Origin of the sequence: Mycolicibacterium komossense (assembly GCF_025822605.1) — a bacterium.
In the GTDB taxonomy this organism is placed as follows: domain Bacteria; phylum Actinomycetota; class Actinomycetes; order Mycobacteriales; family Mycobacteriaceae; genus Mycobacterium; species Mycobacterium komossense.
This window is the reverse complement of sequence record NZ_JACKTY010000051.1, coordinates 180,628-191,363: the sequence shown is the minus strand read 5'-3', so window position 1 is coordinate 191,363 and position 10,736 is coordinate 180,628. Positions and strand designations below refer to the sequence as shown.

Below are 10,736 nucleotides of genomic sequence, written 5' to 3'. Positions count from 1 at the left end.
ACAATCGAGCTGGTCATCGCCTACCGATCCGAATCTCGCCCCGCGTCAGGCCGATTTGCTCTGAACCAGTGGACTCAACTCACCCTGACACGCAGGGGAACCGCAAGGCGTCGACCCCACATCTGTTCACCAACTACCGCCAGCCGTCAGAACCGTACCTGGCTATCCCGAAAGTCACTGGGCATAGCCGCCTCTACTTACCTGCCGCGTACTCCACACCCGACGTGATCGTGAACAACACGCTGTTCACAGCCCCGGATGCAGACGGATTCATCTTCGCCATCGTCAGCTCCCGCATCTTCGCGATTTGGCAGCGCCTCGCGGGCGGCCACACCCGAGCGGACAGCAACTTCTCGAACACGCTGGTCTGGAACACATTCCCGATCCCTGAATCCGACGACGACTTCCGATCCGCTGCGATCGCGGCTGGTGCAAACATCCTGGAGGTGCGAAAGAAGTTCCCAGGTAAGACGCTTGAGGTTCTCTACGACGCCGCCACCATGCCCAGCGAGTTGCTTTACGCGCATCGCGACCTAGACGCGATCATCGACAACCACCTCGACGTCGACATCCGTGACATCGAGCAGTGCGAGGTGCGGCTCTTGTCCCGTTACGGCCGGATGATTGAAGAGTTGGAGAGCTGAACGTTGACGGACGCCAAGGTGCCGTACGAGTCCGACGCCGGGTGGACTACTGACGGGCGACGCGGGCCTGACGACGTTGGGCTTTGCTGCAACTAGCACGTCACCGTCGGATCCGCGTGGAACGATGTAGCCATGACCACGGTCAAAGTCCAGGCAGGCCAGTCCATCCTGGAGGGCTACGTCAAGAAGCCCTCCACTGGGCTGACCGAGCTCATATGGAACGCCTTTGACGAAGACGCACACCACGTCGCGGTAACCTGCGAGTACAACGACCTGGGCGGGATCGAGCAGATAGTCGTTACCGACGACGGCAACGGCATGAACCGCGAGCGGGCGGAGCACGCGTTTTCCCGCGTCGGCGACAGCTGGAAGCTCATGCCAGGCACTCGAAGCTACAGCGGCCAGCGGGTCGTGCACGGTCGGCATGGGCGGGGTCGCTACGCCGCGTACGCGCTGGGGAGCCTTGTGCGCTGGGTCTCCACCTCGGAACGCGTAGAGGGCGGCCTCGGAGTTGTGCAGGTGACCGGCAATAGGTCGTCGCTCGATACCTTCAACATCGAAGCGATCGACGTGGACCCCGGTATTACCAAATCTGGGACCGTCGTCACGGTCCACCAACTTGGGCCGGCGGCGGTGTCTAGCTTCGATACCCCTGACGAGCTGCGACAGGCAGTGCTGACCGAGTTTGCACTTCACCTTGAGCGCTACAAGGACTTCCAGATTCGTTTCCTCGGCGAGGATATCGACGCGGCTTCGGTTGAACTACACCGTGAGTCGATCCCGCTGAGCGACCCGGAACACTGGGACGGCGAGGCCACCCTCACTGTTATCGAGTGGAACCTGCAGAACGTGCGGCGGTCGATCTTCCTCTGCGATGCAGACGCCCGCGTCCTAGACGAGGTAGAGGCCAGGATCCAGGCACCGGGCTCCGAGTTCACCGCGTACCTGACGTGGGGCGGTTTCGTGAGTGGCGATCCCGTGGGCTTGGAGGACGACACCGATACGCCCCGCGGTCGTCTGATCGCAGCCGCCCGCGAAGCGCTGCGCGATCACCTCGCGGAGAGACAGCGACTCCGCGAGACGGCCACGATCCAGCGGTGGCGGGAAGAGGGCGTATGGCCGTACAAGGAGGAGCCGAAGACACCCGTCGAAGAGGCTACGCGGGACACGTTCAAAGTCGTCGCCCTCGCTGCGTCCCGGACTCTAGACGAGAGCAAGAGTGGAGGACCGAAAGCCATGGCGCTGAGGCTCCTCAAGGAGACTTTCGAAACCGATCCCGAGGCATTGCTGCCGATCCTGTCTGATCTGGCTCGGCTGCCGAAGTCGCGTGTCGACGAACTTGCCCGGCTGTTGAAGCACACCACTCTTACGCAGCTGATCCAGACCGGCCGCGCGATCGGTACCCGCATGGACTTCCTCAGCGGACTAAGCACCATCCTGTTCGATCGGCAGATCAAGCGGCGGCTGCTGGAGCGGCGGCAGCTCCACCGCATCCTGACGCATGAGACCTGGATCTTTGGCGAAGAATGGAGCCTGACCGGAGACGACGAACGCCTCACCAAGGTGCTACAGAAGTTCCTCAAGAAGCTGGGAACGGACGTCGAACTGGCTGACCTCAAGGAGGTGCGGTTAGAGGACGGCTCCGACGCGATACCGGACCTGGTGCTCGGGCGTCGGTTACAGACCAACGCCGACTCGTTTGAACATCTGGTTGTTGAACTGAAACGGCCCAAGCACAAGCTCGATGACGACGACGTAAGCCAGTTGCGTTCATACGCCAGCGCCATCGTGAACGACGAGGCGTTCGCACAGCCGAACGTGAAGTGGGATTTCTGGCTGGTCGGCAACGAGACGACCCGCACCGTCGACGAGCAGCGGCGGCAACCGCACCTACCGTTCGGTGTCGTGCAGGAGAGCCCGTACCGGATCGTCGTCAAGCAGTGGAGTGAGCTGATCTCCGATGCCGAGCACCGACTCAAGTTCGTGCAGAACTCGCTGGATTACGAGACGTCCCATGACTCGGGGTTGGCGTACCTACGGGAGAAGTATTCGCAGTTCTTACCTACGGAGGCGGCGACACCCGCAGGCCCCGCAGTCCAGTCGGCATAGGATTTCTTCCGGGACCTGAACATTGACACTCAGAGTGGAGGCGAAAATCGTGGGCGACTCGCATTCCGGACTAAACAGACCAGATCGGCCCGAAGACTTCGACGGTCTGCGAGCAGAACTAGCCAAGTTCGTCGATGATTTTGTACCCGTGGCAGATGACTTGTGGCCACGTTTGGAAGACCACCGATCGCGATGGGACTTGTACAGGTACGGACTCCCCGACGGATACGACCAGCTAATTGCGTCAGACGTCATCGAACAGTTGAACACCGCACTAGTTAATCTCGCGAGTGCGCGTGACCGACTGTCACATGCTTTCCTGAAGGCCGATGACCACACCCCTGACCCCAAACAGCAATAAAATCGCCTAAGCCATTATGAGATTGACCCCGTCGTGGACCCGCGACTGCGGGACCTCTTCAAATGCGTCCATGACACGCACTCCGAACGCCGGAAGCATCGCAGACTGCACTTCTTCCGTTGTCATCCAACGGATTTCACGAGCTTCCTCAGTCATATGCGTTTCGCCCCCTGCCGGTCGACAGCGATACACCAACGCGACGATTCCGTGTGTCAGATTCTTGTAGACACCAGTCAGCCGCTCGACGGTGACCTCAAGGCCGGTCTCTTCCAGCACCTCGCGCCGAACGCCCGCTTCGAAGGATTCATCTAGCTCCAGGACGCCGCCCGGCGCTTCCCAGTGGCCGTTGTCATCGCGCTTGATGACCAACACGCGCCCGTCGTCGCGGACCACGATGCCGGCGACGCTGACCGAGTGTTTCGGCGTGGTGCCCATGCGAAACTCCATGCTTGAGGGGTTCCCAGTAGTGACAGGGGACGTGTCGATTCCCTAGACTAGTCGCCTAGACAAGCAATGGAAGGCTCACAGTGCTGCAACTTGGCCAGATCGACCGGGCGGACGACAAACCGCCATATCGGCAGATCGCCGGCATGTTGCGCGAGGCGATCAATGCGGGCCAGTTAGCCGCGGAGGAACGTCTGCCGTCGGAAGCGGCATTGATTGCCCATTTCGGGGTCGCCCGCATGACAGTCCGCCAGGCCGTGCAGGAACTGCGTTCGGAAGGCCTGGTGATCTCCGAGCACGGTCGCGGGGTATTCGTCCGCCCCTCCCCTCCAATTCGGCGACTCGCGTCCGATCGGTTCGCACGGCGACATCGCGCGAGCGGCAAGGCAGCGTTCACGGTCGAAGCAGAGAAATCGGGCTACACGCCGAAGGTCGACAACATAGCCGTGACCCGTGAGAAGCCGAATTCCGTTGTTGCCGAACGCCTGCGCTTGAAAACAGCCGACGATGTCGTCGTGCGGTCACGGCGCTACCTCGCTGATGGCCGGCCGGTCGAGACTGCGATTTCGTACATTCCTGCCGAGCTCGCGCAGGGCACCAAGATCGAACAAGTCGACACCGGCCCTGGCGGCATCTACGCACGACTCGAAGAGGCCGGCCATAAACTCGCCCGATTCACCGAGGAAGTCGGCGCGCGAATGCCTACGCCTGAAGAACGCCGTGCACTGCAACTCCCGGCAGGCGCCCCCGTCCTGACAGTGGTCCGGACGGCATACGACACCAACGACGTGGCCGTCGAAGTGTGCGACACCGTGAAGGTCGCGTCCGCCTACCTGCTCGAATACGACTTCTCGGCGCGCTGAGACTTCGCCAAACGAACAAACCGAGCCGAATGGTTGACTTACTCCTCTAGACGACTATGTTAGTTAGTCATCTAGACCAATCCATTCGAAAGGCTTCTTATGTCCATCCCAAGATGGCTCCAGATCGGGCACGACCAGGTGTTCTCATGCGGTGCGTTCGTCGTGTCCGAGGTGACCCCGATGATCGACTTCGAAAAGTCCTCGGGCGAGAACCGCGTACAGGCGAGGGACCGCGACACGGGTATACCGATGTGGCAGGTCGAAGTGCTCGACGGGGATCCGACAGCACCAAAGCGCAGTCGCACGGTGACGGTGAAGTTCGCCGCACCGGTGCAACCCATTGCACCCACCAATTCGAGCGGAACACCCTTCACCCCTGTGGTTTTCGAAGGACTGACCGCCCTGCCATACATCGAAAAGTCGGGCGACTTCTCGCGGATCGCATGGTCGTTTCGAGCCACGGACATGAAGGCGCCGGGCAAGCCGTCTGCGGCGTCCACGGCACCCAACTCAGGTCGGGAGTCCGCATGAACCCCGACCCATACACACCTATCGATCCCGACACGCCGCTGCGGTTCGTCCACCTGCTGCACTTACTGACCAGCTTCGCCCTCTGCACGGCGGTCGTCGTCATCATCACCGGGGCAGCTCTGACCTACTGGCGGCTGCACTCACCGGACACCTACACGGAACGGTTCGCCACTCCTGCCCGGCTCTTGCGCTGGCGGCTCTGGGCACACATTTCATGGCAGTGGCTGTGTAAGCGCTGCGGCTTGTCAGCCTCCGAGCAGGTCAACCGCCGCGACAAAGAAGGACGGCAAGTCTCGTCAACGCGGTGGTTTCATCCAAAGCTGTTGGGAACAGACGTGTCTCACACCACCCTGCGCCTGACGGTGCGGGCAAGGATGGGACAGACCGTTGACGACTTGGAGCGCGCGGTTCCAGCGATCCGCGACGCTGCGCGCGCATACTCAGCGCGATCGGTTGTCGTCTCCCCCGGGACGCTTCGGATCGAACTGGTCATGCGAGAACAGTTGTCCACGGAAGGTAACGCCACTCCCCCGACAGCTGTTGCGACGAAGCAAGTCACCCTCGGCCGATGCGAAAACGGGTTAGCCTGGACCCTGCCCTTGAGCGGCCGGCACACACTCACTGTGGGCTGCTCAGGTGCAGGCAAAGGCTCCGTCTTCTGGGGCATCGCTGGTGGACTCGGTCCCGCTGTGGCCGCAGGCGTGGTTCACCTGGTGGGAATCGACCTGAAGTACGGCATCGAACTGTCGGTCGGCTCTGGCCTGTTCACCAGGATCGCCACCACGGAGGCCGATGCCGTGGAAACCCTTGCCGCGCTGGAGAAGTTGATGGACAAGCGCGGCTCTGCGATGGCAGGCCACACTCGCGAGCACAGTCCGACTACGTCCACCCCTCTCGTAGTGCTGCTGATCGACGAGCTGGCCGGATTGACCGCCTACATGAGTGACGCTGCGCTGCGCAAAGAAGCTGCCGCCTCGCTGTCGCGGATCCTTACCAAAGGCCGCGCCCTGGGAATCGTGGTCGCCGCCTTCCTCCAAGACCCCCGCAAGGAAGTTCTTCCGATGCGAGGGCTGTTCACCCAGACGATCGCGCTCCGGCTTCGTTCCCGCGACGAGGTGACGATGATTCTCGGCGATGGCATGGCCGCAACCGCACCTGCGCACCGGATCAGCCCCGAGAAGCCGGGCACCGGCTACGTCATCGCCGAGGACGGCCAAGTGGCCAAGGTGCGATCCGACTTCTGGTCCGATGATCAAATTCGTTCCACTGCAAAGCAATACAGACGGTTCCGCACCGTTGGAGGGCAGCGCGATGAATGACACCCACTTCATCTTCGAGCGACCAGACCAGGATCAAGTGATCCAGCATGCCGATGATCTGATGCTGCGCGCCAACCTTGTTTGCAGAGACGGATGGGACCGGTACCGGCACGTCTGGTCGTGCGGCGAAGTCGTCGGCACCGCCCTGGTCCTCCGCGACGACGCCGAACTCCAGCGCTACGGCGAGACAACGATCTCCGCGCTGGAGCGGTGGGCTTTCGATCTTTGGGGAATCACCGCCGGGCAAGCCGACACCGATGGCGGATTGCCGCGCACGCGCGCCTGGTTCGACTCGATCCGCGCGGCGAGGTGAAGCGATGATCACTCACGGCCTCCGGGAGGCTCTCGTCGCCGCTGGCAACTTCCCTGAACTGCTGACCGCTGACCAGGTGTCGGCGCTACTCGGCGTCTCCGCCGCAACGCTCAACCGCTGGGCCGCGCTCCGCGAAACGACCGGCGAACAGATCGGCCCGCCCTGCTACACGTTGTCAGAGCGGGTGCGCCGCTGGGACTGCGCCGAAGTCCGGTCCTGGCTCAAGCAGGTGCGTCGCTAATGGCCGGAAACACCCCACGCGGCATCCGAAAGCGGCTCAACACGGCCGGAGAGCCCCGCTACCAAGTCCGCTATCTGATCCGCGATCCAGACGCTCCGTCGGGTTGGGTCGAAACATCAGCGACGTTCCCGACCCTGCGCGAGGCGAAGGCCTTCAAGTCCGAGCGCGACAACGAGGCCGCGCTCGGTGCACGTCGGTTCGACCCGCGTCTTGGCCGGACACCTCTGAATAGGGTCTGGACGCAGTTCTCCGATTCCAAGAAACCGGCGGTGTCGCCGAAGACCTGGAGCGGCTACACGCAGCACTGGGAACTTCGCATCGCACCCCGGTTCGGCCACATACCTGTCGACGAGATCACCCGCGCCGATGTCCAAGCGTTCGTTGACGGCCTGACGGTCGGTCCGTGGGCGAAGGTGTCGACGCTGCGGCTTCTGCGGTCGATTCTCGATGTCGCCCACCAGGACGGCCGGATCCACCGCAATCCCGCCCTCGGTGTCTCCGCGGGCCGAATTCCCGAGCGGGAGCGTCACCGCTACCTCAGCGCGCCGGAGGTCCAAACGCTCGCCACCGCGTGCGGCGACCAAGGCGACGTCGTGACGATCCTCGCCTACACCGGCCTGCGCTGGTCCGAACTCGTCGGCCTCCGCGTCAAAGACGTGGACCTCGTAGCCCGTCGCCTCTACGTCAGAAGGGCGGCACCAGAAGTGGAGGGTCATATCGTCATCGGGCCTCCGAAAACCCGCGCCGGCATCCGAACCGTCCCGCTCCCCCAAGTCGTCGTCGACATCTTCAAGGGGCGCATCACCGGCCGAGATCCGGACGAGTCCGCCGTCACCTCGCCCAATGGCGCGATGTTGCGGTCCAACAACTGGCGTCGACACACCCACTGGAACAAAGCCCTCAAAAAGACCGACCTGGCGCCATTGACCATCCATGATCTCCGCCACACTTACGCCAGCCTGGCCCGCAAATCCGGCGCCGACCTCAGATATGTCCAGAAGACCATGGGCCACTCAACGCCGACCGTGACCGCGAACATCTACAGCGACCTCTACTCCGACGAGTTAGACCAAGTCGCGACGAACCTCGATCAGCTTCACGCGACCGAGATTCACACACCGAAGACCGGACAAGAACCGGACGAATCAAACTGACAACCGAGTGCAAGACCCGTGTCGATGCAGGTAAAGAATGGTGGCCAGGGCCGGGATCGAACCGGCGACCTTCCGCTTTTCAGGCGGACGCTCGTACCAACTGAGCTACCTGGCCGGAAGGCGCCGGTCTTTCGACCGGACAAACCTTACGCCGCATACTGCGACCCTGACGGGACTCGAACCCGCGACCTCCGCCGTGACAGGGCGGCGCGCTAACCAACTGCGCCACAGGGCCTTGCTTTCCTGCGTGTACTACTTGCCTACCTTTACCGCTGCTCCACGTTTCCGCGTTGCGTACCCCCAACGGGATTCGAACCCGTGCTACCGCCGTGAAAGGGCGGCGTCCTAGGCCACTAGACGATGGGGGCCTAATCCGAATCACTCCGGGGTACTCACAACGCTTCACGTCGGGAGCTTGGATAGCTTAGGGCACAGCATGCCGAATCCTCAAACGAGCACCATTCCGGCGTCTCCAAGGCGGCACGGTATCCTCGTCCGGATCCTGTTTCACCCTGCCCCTATAGCTCAGTTGGTAGAGCTACGGACTTTTAATCCGCAGGTCCCAGGTTCGAGCCCTGGTGGGGGCACCACTAGCTCCCCCGTCCGGTCCGCCGGACGGGGGGGTAACCCCTAGAGTCCAAGCCGCTGGCACCCGGTGCACGGCTTGGATGCGTCGAGCGATTTCGACCTGGTCGCGCGGCTTGGTGCGGTCGGTCTCCCATTGAGCAAGTGCGCTCGCCGTGACGCCGATTGAGAAGGCGAATTCCTTCTGCCCCATCTCGGCATCGGCTCGGATTTTCCGAAGACGGTCGCCAAACGACCACTCTGGGATCACGTAGGCAGTGTCAACAGTCATATGCAAAGTGTGGCATACCCATGCAAACCTTTGCAATTGGTAGAAGAAACGAATTTCCCAGGCCGCAAAACGATTGACGCTTAGAAACTAAGTGTGCTTAGGTATGCGGTATGCAAACTAAGCATGCTTCGTCTGGCGGTGACCGGCTTAGCGTAGGTGAGGCAGCATCACTCCTGGGCGTATCGGCCGACACCCTTCGGCGGTGGGAAAAGGCGGGCCGCATCACATCCCTGCGGACTCCGGTCGGTCATCGCCGATATAACCGTGCAGACGTCGAAGCCCTTCTGACTGCCGAGCAGCCCGCGTGACCGCGCTGACCGCCTCCGACGTGCGAACGATTCAAAGCCACAGTTCTTCTCCTTCGTCGGTGGTCAGCACCCCGAGCGTAGGAGACGGCCCGGCGGAGGCTGTTGAGGAAGCGGCCCCCGCCGAGGGTGGTGATCACGCGTGACCGCCGCTGTGACCAACGTCGTTCAGATGGCGGCCGCGCTCGCCGTGGCGCTCATCGTCGGTTGGTGCCTCGGCGTCCGCGGGACTCTGCGTTTTCGGACCATCGAGAACGAGATCGCCGAGGTTGAGCGTGACCAGCTCATCGACGGCGAAGCCGAACTCGCGCTCGATGAGGACCCAGCACCCGCGGAGCTGACCCGATGAGCGCCGTAGCGCGGAACGTCCTCGACGTCCCGATCGGACTCGCGGCGCCGGCCCGGCCGTCGAAATTCTTCGCAGCGCTCGACCAGGCCGACCAGAAGATTGCGCAGTTCGAACAGCTTCAGTGGACTGCGAGTTTCGCGCCGCCGATCACGTCGTTCGCGAAATGCGTGTGTGGCGCGACGTTCGAGGTTCGTGGTCACGGCGGCCAGATCGAGGCCACCGACGATGAGCAGCTAGAGGCCGCCGAGGCTGTCGCGGACCTCTTCGGCCGCGCCTTGCTCGACGTCGATCTTAGAGTCGTCGCCCGCGTCATCGACAAGATCAACCACGAACGCGCGATCGAGCACTACGACGCACTCCGCGACTGGGAATCGGTGCACGCCGATTGTGGTGATGGCCCGTGAGCGAGCAGATCGGGCTGTTCAGCCTGGACTCGTCGACGGCGCAGCGGTTCGCGACCTTCCATGAGGAGAACCCGGCGGTCTATGCCGCGCTGGTGCGGCTCGCCCGTGAGTGGGTCGCCAAGACGGGCCGCCGGAAGCTCGGCATCAAGACGCTGTTCGAGCGGACCCGCTGGGAAATCGCGATGGTCACCACCGACCCCGATTTCACGCTGAACAACAACTTCACCGCCTACTACGCGCGGCTGATCATGATCCGCGAACCGGACCTCGCCGACATGTTCAACCTGCGCCGCTCCGCCGCTGACCAGCAGATCGCGCGGGCCTCGTAATGGGGTGGGACAGCGGCTACAAGTCGCCGGACGAGCTCGACGCCGAGCGGAACGCCGCGCTCGAAGCGCAACAGCGAGCACGGATGTCGATCTTCGAGAAGAAGCTGCTCGACACTCTCGGCGAGATCAGCGACTCGCTGAAGACGATCGCCGAGAACAGTGCTCCCTTCTACGAATACGACGCGGCCAGCGGTGAGCTGAAGGTTCATCACGGCGTCGCATCTCAGATCCACGACTTGATCGCCGGGCGTGGCCTGGCGGCGGTAACGCAGCCCCCTGCTGCTGCCGCTGGCGAGCACCAAACTTCCTGACCCCCCGAAACAGCGGATACCGATCCCGCTGCAACGGAATCGGCATCCCACGACAACGGAACGGATCACCGATGTCAGCTACAGATCGTACCGAGCCGGTCAACGAACCGGCCAAGCTCGACCCGCCCCTGCCACTCCCGGAACTGATGTCCGCCTATCTGCGGATCATCGCGCTCGGAGCGGGACTCACCCAATGAGCCGGC

15 protein-coding genes, 4 tRNA genes and 1 pseudogene are annotated in these 10,736 nt (G+C 62.6%); 15 read left to right on the top strand and 5 right to left on the bottom strand.

The features are described from left to right. Positions 1 to 68 precede the first annotated feature (68 nt). Together H7J73_RS32790 and H7J73_RS32785 are read left to right on the top strand one after the other, a co-directional pair. Positions 69 to 644, top strand: coding sequence for a type IIL restriction-modification enzyme MmeI (locus H7J73_RS32790; RefSeq protein WP_264072018.1), 576 nt, complete (start codon positions 69 to 71; stop codon positions 642 to 644). 132 nt (positions 645 to 776) lie between these two features. Then, positions 777 to 2,753, top strand: coding sequence for an ATP-binding protein (locus tag H7J73_RS32785; protein WP_264072017.1), 1,977 nt, complete (start codon positions 777 to 779; stop codon positions 2,751 to 2,753). Positions 2,754 to 3,120: 367 nt separating this feature from the next. Here H7J73_RS32785 and H7J73_RS32780 read toward each other — a convergent pair whose 3' ends face one another. Continuing rightward, on the bottom strand, positions 3,121 to 3,549 hold the full coding sequence (locus tag H7J73_RS32780; protein WP_264072016.1) for an NUDIX hydrolase: 429 nt from the start codon (positions 3,547 to 3,549) through the stop codon (positions 3,121 to 3,123). Between the two features lie 92 nt (positions 3,550 to 3,641). Here H7J73_RS32780 and H7J73_RS32775 point away from each other — a divergent pair, with 92 nt between their 5' ends. The 6 genes from H7J73_RS32775 to H7J73_RS32750 all read left to right on the top strand — a co-directional run bounded on the left by H7J73_RS32775 (position 3,642) and on the right by H7J73_RS32750 (position 7,979). Further along, positions 3,642 to 4,421, top strand: a complete 780-nt coding sequence (locus tag H7J73_RS32775) for a GntR family transcriptional regulator (protein ID WP_264072015.1) — start codon at positions 3,642 to 3,644, stop codon at positions 4,419 to 4,421. Between the two features lie 99 nt (positions 4,422 to 4,520). After that, positions 4,521 to 4,952 carry a plasmid replication, integration and excision activator gene (locus tag H7J73_RS32770; RefSeq protein WP_264072014.1) on the top strand — a complete coding sequence of 144 codons (432 nt, stop codon included), beginning with the start codon at positions 4,521 to 4,523 and terminating at the stop codon, positions 4,950 to 4,952. Further along, complete coding sequence (locus H7J73_RS32765; RefSeq protein ID WP_264072013.1) at positions 4,949 to 6,271, top strand: FtsK/SpoIIIE domain-containing protein; 1,323 nt, start codon at positions 4,949 to 4,951, stop codon at positions 6,269 to 6,271. The genes H7J73_RS32770 and H7J73_RS32765 overlap by 4 nt, the downstream gene beginning before the upstream one ends. Then, the gene (locus H7J73_RS32760; protein ID WP_264072012.1) at positions 6,249 to 6,584 is read left to right on the top strand and encodes a hypothetical protein; all 336 of its coding nucleotides are present in this window, start codon (positions 6,249 to 6,251) and stop codon (positions 6,582 to 6,584) included. The genes H7J73_RS32765 and H7J73_RS32760 overlap by 23 nt, the downstream gene beginning before the upstream one ends. A gap of 4 nt (positions 6,585 to 6,588) precedes the next feature. Further along, positions 6,589 to 6,825 carry a helix-turn-helix transcriptional regulator gene (locus H7J73_RS32755; RefSeq protein WP_264072011.1) on the top strand — a complete coding sequence of 79 codons (237 nt, stop codon included), beginning with the start codon at positions 6,589 to 6,591 and terminating at the stop codon, positions 6,823 to 6,825. Next, the gene (locus H7J73_RS32750) at positions 6,825 to 7,979 is read left to right on the top strand and encodes a tyrosine-type recombinase/integrase (protein ID WP_264072010.1); all 1,155 of its coding nucleotides are present in this window, start codon (positions 6,825 to 6,827) and stop codon (positions 7,977 to 7,979) included. The genes H7J73_RS32755 and H7J73_RS32750 overlap by 1 nt, the downstream gene beginning before the upstream one ends. 38 nt (positions 7,980 to 8,017) lie before the next feature. Here the strand turns inward: H7J73_RS32750 and H7J73_RS32745 are convergent. The 3 genes from H7J73_RS32745 to H7J73_RS32735 all read right to left on the bottom strand — a co-directional run bounded on the left by H7J73_RS32745 (position 8,018) and on the right by H7J73_RS32735 (position 8,347). After that, positions 8,018 to 8,094, bottom strand: a tRNA-Phe gene (locus tag H7J73_RS32745). A gap of 46 nt (positions 8,095 to 8,140) precedes the next feature. After that, positions 8,141 to 8,214: transfer RNA gene (locus H7J73_RS32740), tRNA-Asp, on the bottom strand. 60 nt (positions 8,215 to 8,274) lie between these two features. Continuing rightward, positions 8,275 to 8,347, bottom strand: a tRNA-Glu gene (locus H7J73_RS32735). Between the two features lie 146 nt (positions 8,348 to 8,493). On the opposite strand from H7J73_RS32735, the gene H7J73_RS32730 reads away from it, so the two are divergent. After that, positions 8,494 to 8,569, top strand: a tRNA-Lys gene (locus H7J73_RS32730). 113 nt (positions 8,570 to 8,682) lie between these two features. Here the strand turns inward: H7J73_RS32730 and H7J73_RS33915 are convergent. After that, positions 8,683 to 8,835: pseudogene (locus H7J73_RS33915) on the bottom strand (helix-turn-helix domain-containing protein); the annotation flags it as partial. A 110-nt stretch (positions 8,836 to 8,945) separates the two neighbouring features. Here H7J73_RS33915 and H7J73_RS32725 point away from each other — a divergent pair. The 6 genes from H7J73_RS32725 to H7J73_RS32700 all read left to right on the top strand — a co-directional run bounded on the left by H7J73_RS32725 (position 8,946) and on the right by H7J73_RS32700 (position 10,730). Then, complete coding sequence (locus H7J73_RS32725) at positions 8,946 to 9,143, top strand: MerR family DNA-binding transcriptional regulator (RefSeq protein ID WP_435405620.1); 198 nt, start codon at positions 8,946 to 8,948, stop codon at positions 9,141 to 9,143. A gap of 139 nt (positions 9,144 to 9,282) precedes the next feature. Further along, on the top strand, positions 9,283 to 9,489 hold the full coding sequence (locus tag H7J73_RS32720; RefSeq protein ID WP_264072009.1) for a hypothetical protein: 207 nt from the start codon (positions 9,283 to 9,285) through the stop codon (positions 9,487 to 9,489). Continuing rightward, positions 9,486 to 9,893: a hypothetical protein gene (locus tag H7J73_RS32715; protein ID WP_264072008.1), complete on the top strand. Its 408-nt coding sequence runs from the start codon at positions 9,486 to 9,488 to the stop codon at positions 9,891 to 9,893. Before H7J73_RS32720 ends, H7J73_RS32715 begins: the two co-directional genes overlap by 4 nt. Further along, complete coding sequence (locus tag H7J73_RS32710) at positions 9,890 to 10,222, top strand: hypothetical protein (protein ID WP_264072007.1); 333 nt, start codon at positions 9,890 to 9,892, stop codon at positions 10,220 to 10,222. The genes H7J73_RS32715 and H7J73_RS32710 overlap by 4 nt, the downstream gene beginning before the upstream one ends. Then, positions 10,222 to 10,533, top strand: a complete 312-nt coding sequence (locus H7J73_RS32705; RefSeq protein ID WP_264072006.1) for a hypothetical protein — start codon at positions 10,222 to 10,224, stop codon at positions 10,531 to 10,533. Before H7J73_RS32710 ends, H7J73_RS32705 begins: the two co-directional genes overlap by 1 nt. A gap of 71 nt (positions 10,534 to 10,604) precedes the next feature. Continuing rightward, positions 10,605 to 10,730, top strand: a complete 126-nt coding sequence (locus H7J73_RS32700; RefSeq protein WP_264072005.1) for a hypothetical protein — start codon at positions 10,605 to 10,607, stop codon at positions 10,728 to 10,730. The last annotated feature ends 6 nt before the right edge of the window (positions 10,731 to 10,736 follow it).

Excerpts from the sequence above, each read along its gene's own strand:
- H7J73_RS32755 (WP_264072011.1), top strand. The coding sequence starts at position 6,589 with ATGATCACTCACGGCCTCCGGGAGGCTCTCGTCGCCGCTGGCAACTTC.
- H7J73_RS32770 (WP_264072014.1), top strand. The coding sequence starts at position 4,521 with ATGTCCATCCCAAGATGGCTCCAGATCGGGCACGACCAGGTGTTCTCA.
- H7J73_RS32715 (WP_264072008.1), top strand. The coding sequence starts at position 9,486 with ATGAGCGCCGTAGCGCGGAACGTCCTCGACGTCCCGATCGGACTCGCG.
- H7J73_RS32705 (WP_264072006.1), top strand. The coding sequence starts at position 10,222 with ATGGGGTGGGACAGCGGCTACAAGTCGCCGGACGAGCTCGACGCCGAG.
- H7J73_RS32750 (WP_264072010.1), top strand. The coding sequence starts at position 6,825 with ATGGCCGGAAACACCCCACGCGGCATCCGAAAGCGGCTCAACACGGCC.
- H7J73_RS32700 (WP_264072005.1), top strand. The coding sequence starts at position 10,605 with ATGTCAGCTACAGATCGTACCGAGCCGGTCAACGAACCGGCCAAGCTC.
- H7J73_RS32785 (WP_264072017.1), top strand. The coding sequence starts at position 777 with ATGACCACGGTCAAAGTCCAGGCAGGCCAGTCCATCCTGGAGGGCTAC.
- H7J73_RS32725 (WP_435405620.1), top strand. The coding sequence starts at position 8,946 with ATGCAAACTAAGCATGCTTCGTCTGGCGGTGACCGGCTTAGCGTAGGT.
- H7J73_RS32780 (WP_264072016.1), bottom strand. The coding sequence starts at position 3,549 with ATGGGCACCACGCCGAAACACTCGGTCAGCGTCGCCGGCATCGTGGTC.
- H7J73_RS32765 (WP_264072013.1), top strand. The coding sequence starts at position 4,949 with ATGAACCCCGACCCATACACACCTATCGATCCCGACACGCCGCTGCGG.